Origin of the sequence: Mycolicibacterium baixiangningiae, assembly GCF_016313185.1 — a bacterium.
In the GTDB taxonomy this organism is placed as follows: domain Bacteria; phylum Actinomycetota; class Actinomycetes; order Mycobacteriales; family Mycobacteriaceae; genus Mycobacterium; species Mycobacterium baixiangningiae.
In genome coordinates this window covers 1,045,049-1,063,839 of sequence record NZ_CP066218.1, presented here as the reverse complement: position 1 = coordinate 1,063,839, position 18,791 = coordinate 1,045,049, and the positions used below count along the sequence as shown (strand labels likewise).

16 protein-coding genes are annotated in these 18,791 nt (G+C 65.8%); 3 read left to right on the top strand and 13 right to left on the bottom strand.

The annotated features are described in order from the left end of the window. Positions 1-34: 34 nt before the first annotated feature. Together I7X18_RS04990 and I7X18_RS04985 are read right to left on the bottom strand one after the other, a co-directional pair. The gene (locus tag I7X18_RS04990; RefSeq protein WP_193044275.1) at positions 35-979 is read right to left on the bottom strand and encodes a mechanosensitive ion channel family protein; all 945 of its coding nucleotides are present in this window, start codon (positions 977-979) and stop codon (positions 35-37) included. A gap of 74 nt (positions 980-1,053) precedes the next feature. Beyond that, positions 1,054-1,815 (bottom strand): ribonuclease T2 family protein, encoded by a 762-nt coding sequence (locus tag I7X18_RS04985; RefSeq protein ID WP_193044276.1) that lies wholly within the window; start codon positions 1,813-1,815, stop codon positions 1,054-1,056. Between the two features lie 136 nt (positions 1,816-1,951). On the opposite strand from I7X18_RS04985, the gene I7X18_RS04980 reads away from it, so the two are divergent. Together I7X18_RS04980 and I7X18_RS04975 are read left to right on the top strand one after the other, a co-directional pair. Further along, positions 1,952-4,033 (top strand): hypothetical protein, encoded by a 2,082-nt coding sequence (locus I7X18_RS04980; protein ID WP_193044277.1) that lies wholly within the window; start codon positions 1,952-1,954, stop codon positions 4,031-4,033. Then, a complete protein-coding gene (locus I7X18_RS04975) occupies positions 4,023-5,357 on the top strand; it encodes a reverse transcriptase family protein (RefSeq protein WP_193044278.1) in 1,335 nt (444 codons plus the stop codon). Before I7X18_RS04980 ends, I7X18_RS04975 begins: the two co-directional genes overlap by 11 nt. A 432-nt stretch (positions 5,358-5,789) precedes the next feature. Here I7X18_RS04975 and I7X18_RS04970 read toward each other — a convergent pair whose 3' ends face one another. The 4 genes from I7X18_RS04970 to I7X18_RS04955 all read right to left on the bottom strand — a co-directional run bounded on the left by I7X18_RS04970 (position 5,790) and on the right by I7X18_RS04955 (position 9,579). Continuing rightward, positions 5,790-6,317 (bottom strand): Imm61 family immunity protein, encoded by a 528-nt coding sequence (locus I7X18_RS04970; protein WP_193044279.1) that lies wholly within the window; start codon positions 6,315-6,317, stop codon positions 5,790-5,792. Further along, positions 6,314-8,827 (bottom strand): glycohydrolase toxin TNT-related protein, encoded by a 2,514-nt coding sequence (locus I7X18_RS04965; protein ID WP_193044280.1) that lies wholly within the window; start codon positions 8,825-8,827, stop codon positions 6,314-6,316. The genes I7X18_RS04970 and I7X18_RS04965 overlap by 4 nt, the downstream gene beginning before the upstream one ends. A gap of 162 nt (positions 8,828-8,989) precedes the next feature. Further along, a complete protein-coding gene (locus I7X18_RS04960; RefSeq protein ID WP_193044281.1) occupies positions 8,990-9,277 on the bottom strand; it encodes a WXG100 family type VII secretion target in 288 nt (95 codons plus the stop codon). Beyond that, the gene (locus tag I7X18_RS04955; protein ID WP_193044282.1) at positions 9,277-9,579 is read right to left on the bottom strand and encodes a WXG100 family type VII secretion target; all 303 of its coding nucleotides are present in this window, start codon (positions 9,577-9,579) and stop codon (positions 9,277-9,279) included. Before I7X18_RS04955 ends, I7X18_RS04960 begins: the two co-directional genes overlap by 1 nt. Before the next feature lie 567 nt (positions 9,580-10,146). Here I7X18_RS04955 and I7X18_RS04950 point away from each other — a divergent pair. Continuing rightward, positions 10,147-12,147: an OPT family oligopeptide transporter gene (locus tag I7X18_RS04950; protein ID WP_193044977.1), complete on the top strand. Its 2,001-nt coding sequence runs from the start codon at positions 10,147-10,149 to the stop codon at positions 12,145-12,147. Between the two features lie 7 nt (positions 12,148-12,154). Here the strand turns inward: I7X18_RS04950 and I7X18_RS04945 are convergent, their stop codons facing one another. The 7 genes from I7X18_RS04945 to I7X18_RS04915 all read right to left on the bottom strand — a co-directional run bounded on the left by I7X18_RS04945 (position 12,155) and on the right by I7X18_RS04915 (position 18,778). Continuing rightward, a complete protein-coding gene (locus I7X18_RS04945) occupies positions 12,155-12,589 on the bottom strand; it encodes a type II toxin-antitoxin system VapC family toxin (RefSeq protein ID WP_193044283.1) in 435 nt (144 codons plus the stop codon). After that, the gene (locus I7X18_RS04940) at positions 12,586-12,825 is read right to left on the bottom strand and encodes an AbrB/MazE/SpoVT family DNA-binding domain-containing protein (RefSeq protein WP_193044284.1); all 240 of its coding nucleotides are present in this window, start codon (positions 12,823-12,825) and stop codon (positions 12,586-12,588) included. Before I7X18_RS04940 ends, I7X18_RS04945 begins: the two co-directional genes overlap by 4 nt. 186 nt (positions 12,826-13,011) lie before the next feature. Continuing rightward, a complete protein-coding gene (locus I7X18_RS04935) occupies positions 13,012-13,419 on the bottom strand; it encodes a type II toxin-antitoxin system VapC family toxin (protein WP_193044285.1) in 408 nt (135 codons plus the stop codon). A 2-nt stretch (positions 13,420-13,421) separates the two neighbouring features. After that, positions 13,422-13,640 carry a type II toxin-antitoxin system CcdA family antitoxin gene (locus I7X18_RS04930; protein ID WP_193044286.1) on the bottom strand — a complete coding sequence of 73 codons (219 nt, stop codon included), beginning with the start codon at positions 13,638-13,640 and terminating at the stop codon, positions 13,422-13,424. Between the two features lie 32 nt (positions 13,641-13,672). After that, on the bottom strand, positions 13,673-14,836 hold the full coding sequence (locus tag I7X18_RS04925) for a Wadjet anti-phage system protein JetD domain-containing protein (protein WP_193044287.1): 1,164 nt from the start codon (positions 14,834-14,836) through the stop codon (positions 13,673-13,675). Continuing rightward, positions 14,833-18,207 (bottom strand): ATP-binding protein, encoded by a 3,375-nt coding sequence (locus I7X18_RS04920; protein WP_193044288.1) that lies wholly within the window; start codon positions 18,205-18,207, stop codon positions 14,833-14,835. The genes I7X18_RS04925 and I7X18_RS04920 overlap by 4 nt, the downstream gene beginning before the upstream one ends. Continuing rightward, on the bottom strand, positions 18,200-18,778 hold the full coding sequence (locus I7X18_RS04915) for a DUF4194 domain-containing protein (protein WP_193044289.1): 579 nt from the start codon (positions 18,776-18,778) through the stop codon (positions 18,200-18,202). Before I7X18_RS04915 ends, I7X18_RS04920 begins: the two co-directional genes overlap by 8 nt. Between the last annotated feature and the right edge of the window lie 13 nt (positions 18,779-18,791).

The following is an 18,791-nucleotide window of genomic DNA, read 5'->3' as shown; positions in this document are numbered from 1 at the left end:
TTCGCGGCGGACACCGCCAGATGACTCGACGGGACTACTCGTCGCCCACTGCGTACACCCGACCTTGCCGAATCGGCAGGTCGATCCCGTTCTCGTCGTAGGCGCGCAGAATCTCGCGACGCAGTCGTCGCTGCACCGACCACTGCGCATTCGGCCGCGTCTTGATCGTCATCCGCAACGTCAGGAGGTCGGGCGACACCTCCTGCACCCCGAGCATCTCCGGTTTGCCGAGCACCTTCGCGGCCAACTCAGGATCCTCGAGGGCTTCCTCGGCGGCTTCGACCGCCACGCTCTCGGCACGCGCGACATCAGCGGTCAACGCGACCGGCAGCTCGACGCGAGCGACGGCGTAGTCCTGGCTCATGTTGCCGACGCGCGCGATCTCACCGTTGCGGACGTACCAGAGGGTGCCGTCGATATCGCGCACGGTGGTGATTCTCAGACCGACGCTTTCCACCTCTCCGACCGCTTCGCCGAGGTCGACGTTGTCCCCGACCCCGTACTGGTCTTCGAGCAGCATGAACACGCCGGTGACGAAATCGCGTACCAGGTTCTGCGCACCGAAACCGATGGCCAGGCCCACGACACCGGCGGAGGCGATGAAGGGAGCGATGTTGACCCCGACCACGTTGAGGATGCTCAGCATGAGCCAGATCAACATCACGATCGAGACGGTCGATTTCAGCACCGACCCGATGGTCTGCGCGCGCTGCTGTCGCCGTTCGGCGGATTTGATCCCGGCCACCGACAACGGTGCGCGGTCACGCAGGTGCCGCAGGAGCGGGGGCTTGTTGACCGACGCCTGGTCAGACGTGCCGCGGGTCTTGCGGCTGCGGCTGGCCGCGCGGTCGATCATGCGGTGCAGGACGTAGCGGGCGATCAGGGCGACAGCGATATACGCGGCGATCCGGATGGGGACCTCGAGAAGCCAATGCTTGTTGGTGTCCGTCCACTCGAAGGCCAGGGTATGCACATCCATGGTCTGGAGCAGTACCCGCAATGCTCAGCGCGACACATGACGGGACAGGACGGCCGCAAGCGCCGTGTTCCTACTCACGGCACGCTGCCGTGCCTGCACTGCGCTGGCATAGGTGGCCCCTCGCGAAGCGACTCCGCCAAGGAGACGGTGCCGTCGGCGGACCGCAGGGCGACCACCGGCGGCAGGGACAGCCGCACCTCGACGATGACGGCTCCCGCGCCGGCTGCCGTTCGGCAGCCGAGCCCGATCCGCTGTCCGGTCCCGCCGCCGAACGTGTCGTCGATACGCTCGCGGACGGCACCCAATGTCAGCCTGCCGCCCGCCGCGTCGCGCAGCACGGGATCGAGGACCTCACGCGCTTCGTCGGCCAGGGTCACCGCATCCCCGAAATAGGTATCCGGCGAGACCGCCGCGCAGGTGCCGTGGGTGTACCACTCGTGGTGCAGCAGCGTTGCGGTGTCGACCGTCGTCGACCGCAGCCGGTCACGAACGTCGTCCGACAACTGCACGGGCGGCAGCGCGGATTCGTGATCGCGCAATTCCTCTGGCACACCGCAGTACTGCCGGTCGCGCGGCTGCGGCCACAGGCCGTGCAGCACCAGAGTCTGGCCCACCGTGGAGACCTCGCCGGACTCGCACGCCGCGTTCTCCGGTTCGACGGTGCAGAAGCTGGGCGCCCAGGTGAGCACCAACAAACTCCCGGCGGCGTCGTCGGACACCAGCGCGGACGGGTTCGGCGTGCGGTCGAGAACGGTCACGCTGTAGGTGACGGCGGCGACGACGACTGCGGCCAGCGCTGCGGAAATCGACAATACGGCTACGTCCCCTCGCCGCATGGTGCACCCTTTCACGTAGGGTCAGCAGGAATTATCCGCGCTCACTCCGTGTGCCAGCCTCCCACAGCAACGTCGGCGTTGCGCGATCGTCGACGAAAGGTGTTGCGGACGTGTCGCCGTGGTGGAGGACCTCCGGGTGAACGACATCGACCGGTGGTTCGACCGCACGGGGCGCCGCGAGCAACGCACCGTCTCCCTGTACGCCTGCCTGCTGACCGGGAAGATGTTCGGGTACTTCTGGTACCGCCTGCGCTACGCCCTGGTCGTCGACGGTGCGACGTTCGTCGTCCACGTCGCCGAGTTCCTGATCATCCTCACCAGCCTCGGCGGTCTGGCGGCGTTCACGGTGATGATCCTGCGCGTCGGCAGCCTGATCGTCAGCGGTGCCTGGTGGGGACTGCTCGAGGTGATGCGCGAACGTCTCCGCGGGTTGTCGCTGACCCGCGACCGCGACGCCGTCGAGAGGGAGATCGGCAGCTGGCTCGTGCTATCGGTGCTCGCGGCGACGGCCGTGGCGGTCGCCGGTGCGGTGGTCGCGTTGTGGCTGCTTCCCGCCGACGACGACCCGATGGGCCTGCTGTACGCCTTCCTGGTCGTCATCGAGCTCGCGCTGCGAATGCCGGTGCGGGTGTTGCATTCCGGCATGTACGCCACCCGACGGATCTACCGGCCGCTGTGGACGCTGTTCGCTCCGACCGCCGTGCAGATCGTGGTGATCGGCGCGGGGGTGTTCTTCTATCCCACTGCCGCCGTGGTGATCGCGATCATCGCCTCGAATGCGCTCTCCATCTGGATCACCGTCCACTTCGCCCTGCGCCTGTACCGCCTCAACGGCGTATCTCCGAATGTCCGGGCATCTCGAGGGCTTCGTGCCCGGCTGCCCAAAATCCCGATCCGGCAGGGCATCGACGCCACGATCGCGGGACTCGGTCTGCGGCTCGACGCGATCGCCGTCCTCGCGATCGCCGGGATCTACGGCACGAGCACACGCTCCTTCGATCTCACCGCCGGCTTCGAGGCCTGGCGCGATATCGACGCCTTCCAGTTCTTCTACCTGGTGCTCCCACTGTTGCGCGGCGCCTACGAGGCCACGGCGGTGTTCTACTTCGATTTCGTCCGGCTGCGGCGCATCCCGGCACTGCGGGAGTACCGGATGTGGGTCTTTCACCGACTGCTCCTGGTCACGCCGGTGGTCACCCTGTACTTCTGGGCGCTGGCAGTGGTGTTGGGACTGTTCGTCCTCCCCGGTATCCCCTTCATGTTCCTGCTGGCACTGCTCCCCCTGTTCGTCGTGCGCAGCTTCATCGGGACCTATCAGATCCGGCTGTTCGCCGAGGGCCGGTTCCATGCGCTCAACCTGACCATCGTGTTCACGGGCGTGCTGTTCGCGCTGGTGTGGATCGACGTGAATCCCGCCTCGGACCTCCTCGAGATCACCGCGGCGATGATCGCTCTGCTGATCGTGCACATCAACCTGCAGCACTTCGAGGACCGCACACCGGCGGTCCCCACCCAGTTGCCGCTCGGTGACTGGATTCGGGCGTTGGCCGCAGAACCGGGACCGGTGCGTGCCGGCACGATCACCATCCCGGAGTGGATTCCGCAACGGCAGCGCGCGGCCGCCGTCGACACGATGCGAAACACGTTGACCGACAGAGGATGTCTTGCCTTCTGTTCGGCGACGTCGCTGGTCTTCTACGAGCGTGGGTCGGCCGTCGACGGGGACCGACAGCCCCACCTCGAGGTGCAGACCGTCACCGGCGGCGCCGCCCACCGGGGGCGGTTCTGGCGAGAGCCGGCAGCCAACGGCCGCGACGCACTCGACCGCATCGTCACCGACCGATGGCTCAAACCCCTTGCGGGAGTGCCGAGGGCACCGCAAAGCCCGAAGTTCCTGAGCCCTGAATTCCTCGACATCTTTCCCGCCGGGGTGGTCGCCGATTTGGACACTCGCGCCGGCGCCCGCGTCATGCGGACGCTCGATGCCGACCTGGTGCCGGCGATCCTGCCGACGGCCATGAGAAGTCTCGACGACGACGCGTTGGTGGTGTCGGTGGCAGGCCGCTGGCTCTCCCCGGTCTTCCATCAAAACAAGGTGCGGATGATCTTCCTCCTGCCGCCGGACCCCGACCCGGCGCACTTCCAGCGCTGGCTGAGGACGCTCAAGTCATGGCGACTGGGCCAGTGGGAGCGGGAGGGCGCCGACCATGGCGCTTGAACCGGTCGACATCGACCGGTGCCTGGTCGACCCCGCAACCTACGAATCCACCATCCTGCGCATCTACACCAAGCGCAACGAACGCGGCATGGGTTTCCACGAGGTGTCCGACGGAGTCACCTATTTCGATGCGGCGACGGATCGAAAAGCGTTGTCCCGCGCCATCGCTTCTAGTATCGCCGACGGCACCTATCGGCCGCAGCCTGTCGATCTGTGGTTCCTCGAGACCAACGGCAAGCGCCGCACCGCGCACATGCCGGGCTTCGTCGATCACATCGTCGGTTCGGCGCTGTTCAAGCTGCTGTCGACCAATGCCCGCTGCTACGGCCTGCCCGGCGTCTACAGCTACCTGCCGGGATTGACCAACGTCGGGGCGATGCGGGCGTTCGCCGCCTACATCCGCGCCCATCGCCAGCGGGTCGGGCCGGCCGGCGGGCCGCTGTACGTGCTGCAGTCCGACTTCGAGAAGTACGGCGACAACCTCCCGGTCGGTCAGGATGCCGCGTTGTGGCGCATCCTGCGGGAGGTGGCGTCTCTGGGCACAGATAGCGGCGAGATCAGTTCTGTTGCATGGGATCTGATCACCATCCTGGTGCGCCCCGTGGTACGCGGCGAGGACGGCACGGAGTTCACCCGGCTCAACGGTGTCGCGATGGGAACGCCGCTGGTGCCGGTACTCGGGAATCTCGCGGTGGTGCCGATGGACCGGGCGATCAGCGCCATCGACGGGGTGTTCTACGCGCGCTACAACGACGACTTCATCATCGCCCATAGCGATCTCGCGGCGATCCACGAGGCGGACACCAGGGTCGACGCGCTCGTCGCGGAACTGGGCGTCAAACGCAAGCTGAGCAAGGAGCTGCGCACCGCGCTGAGTGGGCGCGGCCGACCCTGCACGGTCGATCCCGCGTACCGCGGCCGGGACCGGATCGACTGCCTCGGAATGTCGGTGACGTCCGCCGGCACCGTCATGCTTGGCGCACATCGGTTGCGTCGCTTTGTCGCTCGCATCGCGGCGCGGATCGACGGGTCGGTGCCCACGCTGTCGCAGATGCCCGTGCGCGAGCGCGCGCACCACCTGGTCGCCGCCACCAACGTCATGCTCGACGTCACGAGCCCGTTCGCCGTGGCCGGGTTGTCGGCGCTGCTCGACGCGACGACGGATCGGGGCTCGCTCAAGGACCTCGACTACCGGATCGCCCGCAAGATCGCGCAGGCAGCGACCGGCATCCCGGGGGTTCGCGGCTTCCGGCAACTGCCGCCGGAGGTGCTGTACCGCGAGATGGGCCTGGTGTCGCTGGTCGCGCTACGCAATGCGCGGTGACCTTGCGAATACGCCCGGCGCACGGCTAGTTTGAGTCAGGCGCGGATCCCGCACGTGTGCGGTCATTGCGAGAGGTCACAGAGGTTGCGGCTTTCGGTCTCTCTTTTTTGGCGTTTTCCCCCGCGCCGCCTACTTTTCGCCCGCCGTGAGCGCTCCGGCACTCGTGCGAATTCTGCCCGGTGTGCGGCAGATCGCCGATCGTTTTCCCCTCCTATTCGGGCGGTTGGTAACCGGCACCCCCTTCGGGCATGTGCCGGATGAGTCACTGTGCAGGGCGATCGCGCGTCGAACAGTGAGCCTCCCGCGCGTCGCCAGTCGGCGCCGGTGGTCCTCTGAAGAGACGGCCTTTTCGAACTTCATCCTTTCCTTCCAGCGGCGTCCGCGATGATCGTCACACGATGTCTCCCGGACGCCGCGGTCATAGCGAACCCCCTATGCGTAACGTCCGTTAGCGAGCAGTGGCGCACCGTGTGGGTCGAGGAATGAGTCCATCAAGTCAGCAGTGCTCAAGCGCATGTAGTGGGACAGCGGGACCAGCGCGAGGAGGCTCAACGTGGCTTCTGGCGCCTTGGCGACAACTGAGCCGTTCCTCAAGAGAGCGCGGCAGCCATCGTCGTCCATGTCGGTGAGTGCATATCCCTCTGCCAACTGATCAGCCGTCCATGGCGGGCGCAAAACATCAAGCCCGAGCTCGTCTCGAATGACATTCCCGAACCTTCCGATCATGTAGCGCTGCAGGATCGCAAACGTTGCGGCTATGAGGACAAGCTCCTCGGGGCCATCCCGAGTTACTCGAGTCAAGCGGATGTGCTCGTCATCTTCGTTGCGACAGTAGTACCGGATCTCACCACCTGGATCCGACCAGAATACGGTTGCGTTCGTCTTATCTGACGCCGTCACCGAATACCCGGCTCGATTCGCCCAGGTCGTCAGTTCGTGGGAAGGGCTAAGCGCGCTCATCGAAGGAGCCCCATCTCCTTGAGTGTGCTCACGGTGACAGGTCTGCCTAACGTGTCAAGCACGAGCACCTGAACCCCACCCCCTTCTCGCGCAAACGCTGGCGCAACTTCCGAGACCTCGACCCTCCATCCCGTCGGCAACTCACCGGACAACAAGTACTGGTGGTAGGGCTGAGTCAGATTGTAATTCGGCAATGAACGCTGCTCGAATGTCGCTGGCACTCCGTCGGGCATCAAACCGAGGTAATCACCGTCCACCTTGCCAAGCCTGTCGACGCGGACAGAGCCGTCGCCTTGCGCACCGAAGTCGCGCGTAAAGGCCTCCATGGAGTCATAGACCACTCGAGTCCCCGGTGCGGCTCCAGCATTCGGCGGATAGTTTTGCCATTCCTGCCCATCCGGACCGACCTTATTGAACAGTGACTCGTATTCTGCCTTCGTCAGAGGAACACCATGAGTATCTCGGCCCCATGGTGCATCGGGATCGGCGATGAGCTGACGCACTTCCGGGTCGATATCGGTTGGGTAATCGGGATACTCCCAATGGTCTTCCAAGATGGCGTGGCCGTAGTTGGGATCCAGCGGTTCGTCATCTCGACGGTGCCAGCCGTCGCCTTCCGGGTTACCAGAATGGAGGGGGTCGCCAGCGGGATTCTTTAGCTGCCCATCCAAATTATCCGGTTGACCCTCTGAATCCTTGGGTGGCCCATGGTCCGAATGCGTCGCCGCTTCCGCGGATTGGCTCGAATCATGGGGAGTCCCCGGGTGCGGTTCTGGCGCTGTCGGCAATGGAGGCGCCGAATCAGTTCTCGGCGGGGACGCTGGTACTTCCGAGGGTGCTGCCCGGGCGGAGTGCCCCAATCCGCTGTCGGAGTCGGTCGAGGTGCGCTCGGGCGTCGGCTGTGATGGCCCAGAGCCGGTATCGTGCGGTGAACCCGCAGACGTACTCGACGCATCGGATGGCGTACCCACCGCACTGTTGGTCGACGGTGTCCCGCCTTCAAGGGCACTGTGCGGTGGGGGCACCTCCGCACCCGAACCACCGGCATCAGGCATCGGCTGCGAAGGCAGGCCAGCGGGACGCGGCCCAGCAGAATCCGGTACCGAATGCGGAACTCCCTGAGGCACAGTCGATTCCGAAAACGGAGGCGTCTTCGGAGTTGGCGGTCCACCCGGCTCAGCCAGGGAGGGCGGCAGCGCCGGCCCGTGGGCTCCCGACGCGGCACCAGAGGGCATGTCGTCGGGAAAGGTAGTGAGGTCGTCCAGCCTGGCGGCGATTTCGGATGCTCGCCCCGCGATGGGAGCGGTCGCTTCCGCCGCACCTGCCGCTGCGCGGACCGCCGGGCCCGCTTCACCGGCTTCCGCCGCAGCACCTGCACCGCGAAGCCCGGACTTCGCTGCGCCGACGCCGGTCGCGGCGGACCCCACCTCGAACAGCACACCCCCGAGCCCCAGCCCCGGCCGATCCGCCCGCCAATCCTCGGTGTGTCCAAGGCCGCTGAGCATGTCCTTCCCGTGGTCGAGTGCACCCATCGGATCCATGGCGACGCCGGTCGGGGTCGCATATTTGAGCGTGTCGAGAAGGCCACCCCACGCGGCTTGAGCACCGTCGGGATCCGACGCGAACCTCGTCGGATCCAACTGCTGAATCCCGGCAATGGATTCCAACCCTGCCTTGACGATTCCCTCGCTCAGGTTCGAGCGAAACTCCAATTGGCTTGCGAGCGCGCCGCCAACGTCCTCCCCGAGATAGTGCGTGAATTCGCGGCGAGCTTTCTGCTGCATCGAGACCACGGCATCGTCGAGCGCCGTGATCAACGACTCCATCAACGCGATGCGACCGTCGGCCTGACGACCAAAGTTCTCCAACACATCCTTGACGTCGTCGGCGATCTCCTTGATTTCGTCGAGGGCGTCACCGCTGAATACCGCCTTGATGCCATCGAAGAGTCCCGATGGCGAGATCCGATCACAGAGGTCGCGGATCGCGTCCTGGGCCGACTCGACGTCGTCTGCGAATTCGCGGATCTGTGTGGCGAGATTCCCTGCCTCAATCGAAACTCCGTCGAACGATCGTGCCAACTCTCCCAAGGCTGACGTCATCGCTCCACCCTCGGGAACCTGCTGGCCTGCAATGACTCCCGCGGGACCGCTCAGCTCACCGGCGATCCCGTTGATCGCCGACGCGAAGCGCTGCCATGCTCCTGCCGACGCCCGCAGTCGACCGGGATCACCGTCAGGCCACGTGTCGGAAATGAAGGTTTGCAGAACCGACCACAAGAACGGCGGAGGCACGCCGCCGCCCAGCGACGACGGACAGGGCGGTGTGTCGAACTCGGAGGGTTTCTCTGGGGGCGTGAGAGGCGCCGCGCCGCCACCGATTGTCGACGCCGCATTGGCTTGCGAGTAGTTCGTCGCCGACATACCCACGCCGAATCCGACGTTGCGCGACGCGTTGACCAACCCGGCCCCGGCATCTAGCAGCGCCTGCGCAGACTTCTGATACGCCATCCCGAACGCCATCCCGGCCGCGTCCAGACCGCTGGGTGCGCCCCCGCCCAGACTCGCCGACAGCGCTCCGACTGCTGCGGCGACTTCGTCGCCGACTCCGGTGACGGTTCGTCCCGCTCCGGAGACAGCATCGGGGTCCACGACGATAGGCGCCATGAGAGGTCAACCCCACATACGCTGATTCGTGGCGACCGCGTTCGAATAATTGGCATGCGCCTGCTCGGCGATGTCCCGCAACTGCGCCAAGGCTTCGCGCAACTGCTGCGCTCCGGCGTCCCACTGCTGCTGCGCGGTCTCCTGCGCCGACGCCGCCTCACCGTGCCACGAAAGCCCCAGCGCCGTCATCGATGCACGTACCGACGCCAACGTCTGTTCCAGGTCGGAATGGAATGCCGACATCTGATCGACGCCCGACAGCAGCGCCTCGAGGTCGACTGAAAAACCCGCCATCACATGCCCGCCGAATCGACCGTCGCCCGACCCTCTGCATCGGTGCTGCCATACGCGTGTGCGGCCTGCTCCAAGGCCGACGCCATCGTTTCCAAGCCCTTCACCAGGTTGTGCGCACCCTCATGCCATCGAGCCCACACTTCGCCGAACGCTGACCCCGCCTCGCCCGTCCATCCGGATCCCAAGAGACGGCTCAGCTCGCCATCCAAGCTCGTCAGACCAGACCGCGTCCCGTCAACGACCGTGCGTAGCTCTTCCGCAACCCCGATGACCATCGACTCGGAAACCCGCAGCTCACTCATGACCACCCCCTGACGACATCTATCGTGGCATACCGGGGGCCGCGCCCGTTGCAGCAATATGCTGCTCGAAGCTACTGAGGCGCAGAGCGGGAACGCACATGGGGGCGGGACGGGGGCCCAGCGGACCGGACGCCAGGGCAAACACCGTGAAGCGACCACAGCGAAGTCACCACTCGCGGCCGCACAGTCCGCAGTGCTAGTCCTCGCCTCTGACGCAGCAGCGATCGTGAGCCACGGCCCCCACGATTGCGGATCCGCCGGCACTCCGAACTGAATCGCGACGCCCGCCGCCCACCGCAGTGTGGGCACTGCGGTGATTGGGCGAACCGGAAGTCGACGAAGCTGGTGTACCCACCGTCGCGCATGCGGTCCCGGGAGCGGCGGCAGACCACGGCCGGCCCGTCGGTGGCTTCGCTTCTCAGCCAGGGGCGCCCAGCCGATCCGACGCGCCTGCGACGGGCGGTAGCGGCCGTGGGTACCGACAAACACAGGTCCGTCCGGCCGCCGGTTGCCAGGTTCGAGGCATACCGTGTAGTGCCGGATGGCCGTGCGATCCCCGTCGGCCCGGTGCGCCGCGACCGAGAGGATGCCGAGTTGGCCGTCGAAACCCCCGCCACACCGACGCTGCGTGAACTGACCGTCCGGGGGGTCTTGCTCGGCGGTGTGATCACGCTGGTCTTCACCGCTGCCAACGTCTACCTGGGACTCAAAGTCGGATTGACGTTCGCCACGGCCATCCCGGCGGCGGTGATCTCGATGGCGATCCTGCGCAACTTCGCCAACCACTCCATCGTGGAGAACAACATCGTCCAGACCGTGGCGTCGGCCGCGGGCACACTCTCGGCGATCATCTTCGTACTACCCGGCCTGATCATGATCGGCTACTGGACCGGGTTCCCGTACTGGACCACCGTCGCGGTGTGCGCCGTCGGCGGCATCCTCGGCGTGATGTACTCGATCCCGCTACGCCGCGCTCTGGTGACCGGGTCGGATCTGCCCTATCCCGAAGGGGTCGCGGCGGCCGAGGTGCTCAAGGTCGGTGAGCGCAGCGAGGGCGCCGCCGACAACCGCACCGGCCTGCGGATCATCGCGCTCGGCGCGCTGGTTGCGGCGGGGTTCGCGCTGCTGGCGAACCTCAAGGTGCTGGCGAATTCCATTGCGGCGTATTTCCGTGTCGGGGCCGGTGGCTCGATGTTCGGCGCCAGCCTGTCGCTCGCGTTGATCGGGGTGGGGCATCTGGTCGGGATGGCCGTCGGTTTCGCGATGCTGGTCGGGATGGTCATCTCGATCGGGGTGATACTGCCGATCCGCACCATCGGGGACTTCGCGACGGGTGAGTCCGTCGCTGACGTCGTCTCCAGCGCGTTCGCCAGCGAGGTGCGGTTCGTCGGCGCCGGGGCGATCGCGGTGGGTGCGGTGTGGACGCTGCTGAAGATCCTGCGCCCCATCGTCAAGGGCATCGCCGAGGCGCTCACCTCGGCACGCGACCGCCGGCAGGGGCAGCTGGTCGACATCACCCAGCGCGACATCCCCTTCCCCATCGTGGTGGGGACCATCGTGGTGATGCTGCTGCCGATTGCGGTGCTGCTGTGGGACTTCAGCCGCGGCACGGTGCTGCAGGGCAGTTCGGCCGGGATCATCGTGGCGAGTGTGGTGTTCATCTTCGTCATCGGACTGGTGATCGCGGCGGTGTGCGGCTACATGGCCGGCCTGATCGGGTCGTCGAACAGCCCGATCTCTGGGGTGGGCATCCTGACGGTGCTCGTCGCCGCGCTGCTGATCAAAGTCGTGTTCGGGCCGACGAACGACGATCAGGCGACCGCGTTGGTGGCGTTCACGCTGTTCGCGGCGGCCATCACGTTCGGCGTGGCCACCATCTCCAACGACAATCTGCAGGACCTCAAGACGGGCCAGCTGGTCGGCGCCACGCCGTGGAAACAGCAGGTGGCGTTGGTGATCGGCGTGTTGTTCGGGTCGGCGATCATTCCGCCGGTGCTCGACCTCATGCAGACCGCGTTCGGGTTCCTCGGTGCACCCGGCGCCACCGAGAACGCGCTGGCCGCACCGCAGGCCGCATTGATCTCCTCGCTGGCCAAGGGAGTGTTCGGCGGGTCACTGGATTGGGGGCTGATCGGTCTGGGCGCCGCCATCGGAGTCGTGGTCGTCATTGTCGATGAGATCCTGCACCGCAGAACGCGATTCGCGTTGCCACCGCTGGCGGTCGGCATGGGGATGTACCTGCCGATGAGCCTCATTCTCATTATCGCGGTCGGCGCGGTGATCGGGTATTTCTACAACCGGTGGGCGCAGCGCAGCGGCGGCGATGTGGAACGCAAGAAGCGCCTCGGGGTGCTGCTGGCCACCGGCCTGATCGTCGGTGAAAGCCTCTACGGCGTCGTCTTCGCCGGATTCGTCGCCGGCACCGGCAACGAGGACCCCTTCGCGATCTTCACCGGCAACGACGGCAATCTGGCTTCGGTTATTGGGGTCGTCGGGTTCGCCGCCGTCATCACGTGGTTGTACAAACGGACACAGACGATTTCGAGTCGCGAGGTGGTCAGGGACTGAAACACTGTCATGGTTCGGAGCCGTCTGCCAGCACTTCCGTGCTCACCCCGAGTGTTTCGTACGTTGATCTTGCGCGCGCATCTCGGGTGAACAGCACGGCGCCGCGCTCACGAGCGGCCAAGGCCACAAGCCCGTCATAGGTCGCGCCCCCGGCGATTCCTCGCCGGGCGAACTCGCGGTGGGCGTTACGCGCGGCCCGGGCGCCGAGTTGAAAGGATTCGGGGAAGTTCTCGTCGATCAGTGCGACCGCGTCAGGAGGGCTGACGCGAGCGTCGGCAGGCAGGCGGGTGAGCACTGAGTAGGTTTCGGCCAACGCGTGCCCGCTGAGCCCGAGAGACCGCGCCTTCGCCCACTTCGCGATCAGGGCGTGTTGAGGGTGCGAGGTCACGAGGAGGGGCACCGCGACGCTAGTATCGACCGCCGTCACCGGCGCCGGCGTCAACGCCGTCCCGAATCGATGAGGGCGAACATCATCTCATCGGTGACGACGGTATCCGCCCTCGCGACCAGGCGCCCGTCCTCATCCCGCTCGAGTCGAGCCGTCCGCCCTCCGGGAATGACGTGCAGCCCACCGCCATACGCGGAGATATCCACTGTGGATCCGGGAGTCAGACCCAGCGCATCACGCAACTGCTTGGGCAGGACGATTCGACCACCGGAGTCAATGACAGCCTCCATGGGACTAGGCTACCAGCGGAATCCCATAACTATCTGCGCTCTGCGCTCTCGCCGTTGTCCTCATCGGCGGACTCGTGCACGGATTCTGGATCCTCACATGGTGGCGCGTGCGGTTAACTTCGGTCGGAGATGGGCGGTCCCAAACATCCGGCGGACCGCGGGCTGCCTGTTCGCGCGACAGACGAGTCAGATGATCACGTCAGCCGAAGGCCAAGCACGTGCCAGCCTCTGGTCCGTCGTCAGCAACGTCAGACCAGCGGTATCTGCCAGCTCGACGTAGAGCGCATCGGCCAGCCGGAGCGTGTCGCGGCGCGCCCACGCTCCGACCACCAGGGGCGTGAGATCGTGCCGAGTCACCGGCGCCCGTCGGAGTTCGTCAAGTGCTGCATCGACCTCCACGACGGTGAGCGCGCCGGCACGCTGCAGTCGCCCAAGCGCCGAAAGCACTTCGGCATCGAAGTGGGCCGGTGCATGCATCACCGTCCGCGCCAGTCGCGCTCGCACCGCGGAGTACCGATCACCCGCGCGAGCGAGGAGGTCGACCATGGCACTCGCGTCGATGACCACCTGCTTCCGCGGGGACGGCGACGACATGCTTATGTTCCCAGTTCGTCGCGGGCGGCGTCGATGGCAGCCAACACGTCGCCATGCCGCGCACCGGTGCTCTTGGCGTCCAAGCTCTCGAGCCACGTGTCGGTCGCGGCATCCTCCAGTTCTGCGCGAATGGCGGCTTGAGTCAGCGCCGAGACATTCAACCCACGCGCCCTGGCGTGCTCCGCTAAATCATCGGGGACATACACGTTCAGCCGGGCCATACACACAATGTACACACATGCCCACCCGGCTGTCACTCCTCCGCCCGGGTGACGGCCTGTAACCGCGCCTCGGCCCAATCCCAGTCGATACGTTCCTGTTCGAGCCGAACCCGCTCCGCGAGGCTGTCCTCCACCAGATCCCGGTAGAGATCGAGCTCGTCCGGTGTCAGACGTGTCAGGACGGACTTAGCCGGGCGGTCTTCGCTCACCCAGCGGTCGCGATGGCTCACCAGGGTGGCGCGGTCCATCAGCACCGAGGCAACCTCCGGCAGCCACGCGCGCAGACGATCGAGAATCGCGAAGCCGTGGGTGTCGATGTCTCCCCAATACACCGCACGGACGCCGGCGAGCCATGGCAGCCGGCCGATGCGGTCGACCTCGAAGCCCTTCCCCCAGATCACCACGCCGCGGTCGGGGACTTCGGCGCTCAGATAGCTGATCTCGTTCTCGATGATCACCGCGATCCGTGGTCTCACGTCGAGTTGTGCCAACTCCTCCGAACGCACCGCCAGCTCGGTGAGCGGGGCAGGCAAACCCAACAAGGGGGCCGGTCGCAGCCGAACCAACGTGGGCTTGGGCCGCAGGCCCAGATCGGCGAGGAACCCGGTCCCGGTCGGCGAAACCCCGAGCATGGCGGCTAAGTCCGTCCGACGCCGCTCGACGAACTTCGTGTCCACCCCCGGTGCGCTGATCTCCCGCAGATAGCGCTGCGAATGGCGATGGTCATCGAGCCACTCGTAGGCGGCGACCAGCCGCGGCAGCTCTGGGGCGAGTTCCAGCGCCCGGTGGGGATGCGCCACGATCCAATCGTGTATAGGCGGATGCCGCTGAGCGGACTCCAGTAGCTCGTCGAAGCGGCAGACCATCGGCGTCACGCCCAGTAGCCGCCACGCCTGGTCGTGCGTCGAGATGATCGCACGAGCAGGGAGGCTATTGCGGCCGAAGTGCCTGCCGCCCAATGATTTCCATTCCAGCGCGTATCGGCTGCCGTCACGGCTGTCCCGGTCCAGGGCCGCCACCCACTCGCGGACGGCCGTGATATCGTCGCCGATCTCCCTCGACGTTGGTCCACGCAGGGGTACTTCGATTACGGCGAACGGGTCACCGTGGGCGTACGCCCGCAACAGCGAACCGTCGTCCCATCGCCGCCGGACCCTTCTGACGATGTCTTCAGGTGCGGACCACCCGCGGTTCACGACCGATGTCCGTCCCGCCGCTTCCGGTACTCCTCGATCGTCATCGTCTGCAGCCGCGAATATGTTCCGGTCGGGTTGTCGACGATGCCGATGGACTTCACATACGGCTCGATGACGTGCACCTTCTGCAGCGGTGTGACGATCAGTAGTTGCAGTCCGAGCATCGCGAACAGGTCCAGCGCGTAACGCGTCGAAACGTCCGACCCACGCCCGAACGCCTCGTCAATAACAGCAAACCGAAAGTCGCGCGACTTCTCGGCACCCCACTCGAGTCCGAACTGGTACGCCAGGGATGCCGCCAGGATCGTATAGGCGAGCTTCTCCTTCTGCCCGCCGGATTTGCCGTCGGAATCGCTGTAGTGCTCCCACTCGATATCGGTGTCGACGTCTCGTTCAGAGGCCGAAAACACGAACCAGTTGCGGACGTCGGTGACTCGACGCGTCCAGTTCTTGTCCGATTCCGCGAAGCCGTCCCGGCCGCGGAAGCGCTCGATGATCCGCTTGACGTCGAGAAATCGTAGCTCGGAATACTGGTCCCCGTCGACGGCGAGCATATCGTTGGTGAGATTGCGCAGGTCCGAACGAAACTGCGCCACATCCTGATTGGTGGTGGGCTCCTTCTCCAAGCGGATGAAGCGCCCCGGGTTGTACGGCACGGCGCCCAGTGCGCGGTTGATCCGGTCGATGCGTTCATCGATTGCTGCGGCCTGCCGGTTGAGCCAGTTGTTGAATCCCGCCAGCTCCTGGATGGCGTTCTTGTTGAGCTGGTCCTTGAATTCGCTTTCGAAGCGCGGCAGATCGTCGGTGGCGACCCGGTCGCGGAACGCCAGGAAGTCGCCGCGCGCCTCGACGTTGGCGTCCATGTCCGCGTTCAGCTCGGGCCAGCGGCGGAGCACCTCGAGCATGTACTGACCCAAGTTCAGTCCGTAGCCGTTGAGTTGACCGGAAAGCCGCTCGATGCGCCGGTGCAAGTCGGTCGAGAGCACCGTCTCGGTCTCGGCGCAGCCGGAGGCGCGCTCGGGCCGCTTGTTGCCAAGGCGTTGACGCAGGGCCGGGTAGGACGCCCGTGACGTTTCCAGCTGCTCTTCTGTGTGGCTGCCGACAAACTCGTCGTCGCGGGTGCGCTCCTGCTGCGCGCGCAGCATGGCGGCCTGCGTGGTGGCGAGGTCGCCTGTCAGTTTCGTGATCCGCTCGGCGATGGCAGCGCCGTCGATGGAATTCTGTTCGAGGGCGCGGGTGATTTCCTCCAGCCGCGATGATCCAGCTTGCAATCGGGTGCGCTCGGCGTCGTGGTCTCTGGCGCGAGCTTCGGCATCGTCGACGTCCAGATCGGTCCAGGACCGAAAACCCTCCACGCGCAGCAGTGCGTCCATCCGCGCCTGCAGCGCCTCGCGCTGCTCGCCTAGCCTGACCGCTGCCGTGGCAGCCTGCTCGCGTTCGTTCTCGAGCTCCCCCAATTCAGCACGTAGCGCCGCGATCTTGCGTTCGTTGACCCAGCCGAGCACCCAGCGGCGGGGGTCGTCGACCCGGTGCCGGTCGTCCTTCTCGTGCCGGTCCCCGGACCGCACCTGGCCTTCGCGGGTGACCGCCCGGCGCTCGCTGCGGAACTGTTCGAGGCTTGTCGCGCAACGATAGTCGGCCCGCTTGAGAAGTTCGGTGCGCAGATAATGGTGGAACGCCCCGTCGCGGACCTCGATGCAGTCAGCGAGAAGCAGTCCGTCGTGCCCCGTCGGCTGGAGTCGCACCCGGTGTTGCGGAACTCGTTCGTAGACCAGCTTGGCGCCGCGTCCGGCGACGGTGAGCTTGCGTTGATTGACCCATCCGGCGACCGTTTCGTAGCGTGACTGCGGCACCAGCAGCGAGAGCGCGAACCCCCGCAGCACACGTTCTGCGGCCCCTCGCCATTCGGCGTACCCGTCGTGCACGTCGAGAAGTTCGCCGGCAAAGGGCAGATCTTCCGGCGTCAGGGCGAGCGCCGCGCACAATTCGGCACGCACCGCAATCTGCTCATGAGGCAGGTTGTTCGTGCGTTGTTCCAAGCTCGCGATCTCCTCGGCGACGACGTCGCACTTGCGCCGGCTGTCTCGCTCTCGGCCGATCGCGTCGACGGTCAGGGCGTCGACTTCCTTCTTGTCAACGGCCAATCGGTCACGTTCAGCGGCGGCCGTCGATGACAAGGCGACGAAGGCTTCCCGGTCCGTCACTGGTGTCAACCCGGCATCGCTGACGGCCTTGTCGAACAGCGTCTTGGTTTGACGACGCGCGTCGGCCTGGGAGCGGGCCTCGGTGGCGAGCCGCTCCAACTCACCGATCCGATTTCCGCCCGCCTTCGCCCGCTCCTCGATCAGGGATTCTCGCTCGTGGCTGAGCTTTCGCTGCTCGGCTTCGGCGGCATCGCGCTGCTGCCACAGGGCCTCTCCGTCCGCCTCGAGCCCGGCGATCTCTGTGCCTAGCAGTTCGGAGTGTGATTCGGCGATGAAAAGCCGGACCGCCGCTCGTTGACGTTCCAGCTCATCACGTTCGGCGAGGGCGGCATCGTATTTGGCTGCGGTATCGGCGATAGGTTCGAGCGCTTCGAGTTGCTCGCGGGCGCGTTTGACGGCGTCGTGCGCTCTGGTCAGATCGTCGAAATGCCCGATGATGTCGCGGACGCGGTCGGTCGAGTCGCTCGGCTCGAGCATGTGGTCGCGCACGAAATCGTTAAGATTGCCAACGGATTTCATGGATACGGTCTGGTGGAACAGCTCCAGCGCCTGCTCCGATCGGATGCCCAGTAGACGGCGCAACGCAGTTGCGTACTTCGGGAACTCGTCGAAGATCTCCGCACCGCCGGCCCGCAGTCTCTTGCGAAGCTCGCGCAGGTCGGATCCGAAATCAGCGAAGTCTGTGGCCACGGAGAGTTCCTTGGGCGCCGTCACGAAGAAGCGATACGGCTGCCCGGTGCTTTCCCGCTGCTGAAATACCTGGGCCAAGGCGACCGTCTCGTCGTGACCGTGGTTGTAGAAGACACCGAGGATCACCGAGTAGGTGCGCTTATTCTCCCGCAGCCCCTTGGGTCGAGACTTTCCGGTGGTCTCGTTGCGTTCCGACTTGTAGTGCCCCTCGACGTAGGAGCGCAGGGTGCGCTCCTTGGCGTCGGCACCCGCGGCTTTGTTGTAGGCGGCCTTGTGTGACGGCACCAGCAACGTGGTCAGCGCGTCGACGATGGTCGACTTGCCCGACCCGATGTCACCGGTCAGCAGAGAGGTCTCCGTTCCGGGGGTGAACCGCCAGGACTGGTCGTCGAAGGTGCCCCAGTTGTAGACCTCCGCGTACTGCAGTCGATACCCTGCACCGCGCTGTTTGACTGCAGCAGATAGCATTTCAGTCATCATTGACCGCCGTTCCGGCATACTCGCGGAGCTTGCTCGCGAAGTCCGAGAGTGTCTGGGCATCGACGTAGGCCTTGAGGATGCGCCGCACCTCCCAATGGTCGCGCTGCCCACGCAACTGGCGAAGAAAGCCGAGCTCGGCGGCTTTCTTGATGGTGGTCTCCGCTTGGTCCACCACGCGCGCGTCGTTAGTGGATTCGGCCTGGAACAGCCGAAGCATTTCCACGATCTGGTCGGTGCTCAGCACGAGTCGGCCCTCACCGCCGCTGGTCTCGAATTCGACGAGACGCTTACGCAGCAGCACGAGCAGCAAGCTGACGTTGTAGGTCAGGGCCCGTCGCCGCACCAGCCGCGGCAACGCCTCCTCGCCTTCTTCAGAGGGCCGGGAGCGAAGGTAGGCGTAACCCTCGGTGTCGTCGACCACCACGTCGATTCCGATGGTGGCGAAGTGGTCGCGGACGCCGGCGCCTGCGCGTTCCAGTGTCAGCCAGGTGTCCTCATCGGAGATGCGGTAGACGACGCCCTGCATCAGCCGGATGATGGCGGCGGCGACGGCGCGTTCGTTGCTCATCGGGGCACTTCCC

Excerpts from the sequence above, each read along its gene's own strand:
- I7X18_RS04970 (WP_193044279.1), bottom strand. The coding sequence starts at position 6,317 with ATGAGCGCGCTTAGCCCTTCCCACGAACTGACGACCTGGGCGAATCGA.
- I7X18_RS04940 (WP_193044284.1), bottom strand. The coding sequence starts at position 12,825 with ATGGAGGCTGTCATTGACTCCGGTGGTCGAATCGTCCTGCCCAAGCAG.
- I7X18_RS04965 (WP_193044280.1), bottom strand. The coding sequence starts at position 8,827 with ATGGCGTATCAGAAGTCTGCGCAGGCGCTGCTAGATGCCGGGGCCGGG.
- I7X18_RS04915 (WP_193044289.1), bottom strand. The coding sequence starts at position 18,778 with ATGAGCAACGAACGCGCCGTCGCCGCCGCCATCATCCGGCTGATGCAG.
- I7X18_RS04930 (WP_193044286.1), bottom strand. The coding sequence starts at position 13,640 with ATGGCCCGGCTGAACGTGTATGTCCCCGATGATTTAGCGGAGCACGCC.
- I7X18_RS04960 (WP_193044281.1), bottom strand. The coding sequence starts at position 9,277 with ATGGCGGGTTTTTCAGTCGACCTCGAGGCGCTGCTGTCGGGCGTCGAT.
- I7X18_RS04955 (WP_193044282.1), bottom strand. The coding sequence starts at position 9,579 with ATGAGTGAGCTGCGGGTTTCCGAGTCGATGGTCATCGGGGTTGCGGAA.
- I7X18_RS04990 (WP_193044275.1), bottom strand. The coding sequence starts at position 979 with ATGGATGTGCATACCCTGGCCTTCGAGTGGACGGACACCAACAAGCAT.
- I7X18_RS04935 (WP_193044285.1), bottom strand. The coding sequence starts at position 13,419 with ATGTCGTCGCCGTCCCCGCGGAAGCAGGTGGTCATCGACGCGAGTGCC.
- I7X18_RS04985 (WP_193044276.1), bottom strand. The coding sequence starts at position 1,815 with ATGCGGCGAGGGGACGTAGCCGTATTGTCGATTTCCGCAGCGCTGGCC.
- I7X18_RS04920 (WP_193044288.1), bottom strand. The coding sequence starts at position 18,207 with ATGACTGAAATGCTATCTGCTGCAGTCAAACAGCGCGGTGCAGGGTAT.
- I7X18_RS04975 (WP_193044278.1), top strand. The coding sequence starts at position 4,023 with ATGGCGCTTGAACCGGTCGACATCGACCGGTGCCTGGTCGACCCCGCA.